The organism is Neisseria sp. P0021.S007 (assembly GCF_051956855.1).
Genome location: NZ_JBQCXA010001528.1, coordinates 1 through 466 on the forward strand (window position 1 = coordinate 1; position 466 = coordinate 466).

Here is a 466-nt window from a genome sequence, read left to right on the forward strand (position 1 = left end):
GCGTTAAACCACCTATCATCTTCGGTGACGTAAGCCGTCCTGAAGCCATGACTGTTGCTTGGTCTACTTACGCTCAAAGCCTGACCAAACGCCCGATGAAAGGTATGCTGACCGGCCCTGTAACCATTCTGCAATGGTCTTTCGTCCGCAACGATATTCCTCGCGCTACCGTGTGCAAACAAATCGCACTGGCTCTGAACGACGAAGTATTGGATCTGGAAAAAGCCGGTATCAAAGTCATCCAAATTGACGAACCTGCCATCCGCGAAGGTCTGCCTTTGAAACGTGCCGATTGGGATGCCTACCTGAACTGGGCCGGTGAATCTTTCCGCCTGTCCTCTACCGGTTGCGAAGACAGCACCCAAATCCACACTCATATGTGCTACTCTGAGTTCAACGACATCCTGCCTGCCATCGCCGCCATGGACGCTGACGTCATCACCATCGAAACTTCACGTTCCGATAT

Annotated in this window: 1 pseudogene; it reads left to right on the plus strand. The window is 52.1% G+C overall.

Annotation, left to right across the window (positions count from 1 at the left end):
- Nucleotides 1–466 (plus strand): annotated as a pseudogene (locus ACTHUR_RS20090) (5-methyltetrahydropteroyltriglutamate--homocysteine S-methyltransferase); the annotation flags it as partial.